Raw genomic sequence first — 734 nt, forward strand, 5'->3', positions numbered from 1 at the left:
TGTGATGTCTAGCGACTTTTTGGACACGGAGTCCAGGATGTTTTTGGACGGGATGTCTAGTGGCTTTTTGGACGTTTGCGGCGGTGGAATAGCCGGATGGCTATTCCATTGCATAAGCGTAGAAAGGTCGCAGATTTCGATCCCGTTCGTGACGGCAAGACGGTCACACAGTTTTGCAAAGAATTAGGGATCTCGCGGCAGACGTACCACAACATCAAACACCGGATAGCGCAGAAGGGGCGCGCAGGTATTGTGCCGGATTCGACTGCCCCGAAGAATCCGATTAAGAAGTTTGACGAGGCCGATAAAATCGCAGTCGTCCACGCCAGACAACAGTTAATGGAGCAAGGCTTGGATTATGGGCCTTGGTCGATCTACTACTTTTTGTTCGACACTGTAGGCGCAGATTACACCCCATCGCGTTCTACAATCGCCTCGTGGCTGCATGAACTGGGGTTTGTTGATGCCAATGCCCGCAAACGGCCACGCAGCTCCTATAAGCGCTTCGCCCGTGATCGCGTCGGTGAACTCTGGCAAATCGATGGACTGGTCTATCGCCTCTTTGACCATGCCCACACACATGTCACGATTTACCAGATTATCGATGATGCCAGCAGATTCGATGTCGGAACCACAGCGTTCGCCCTGCCAGAAAACGGTACTGACGCACGCGCCGTACTGGCCGCAGCGTTCGCTGCCTACGGCAAACCTCAAGAAATCCTTTCCGACAATGG

At 53.1% G+C, this 734-nt stretch carries 1 protein-coding gene; it reads left to right on the forward strand.

The genetic code is table 11. The features are described 5' to 3' along the window. Window positions 1–96 precede the first annotated feature (96 nt). The coding region (locus ACUY3D_RS12670) for a helix-turn-helix domain-containing protein (protein WP_448241224.1) at window positions 97–734 on the forward strand (638 nt) is incomplete at its 3' end.

It is taken from the genome of Corynebacterium guaraldiae (genome assembly GCF_053480195.1).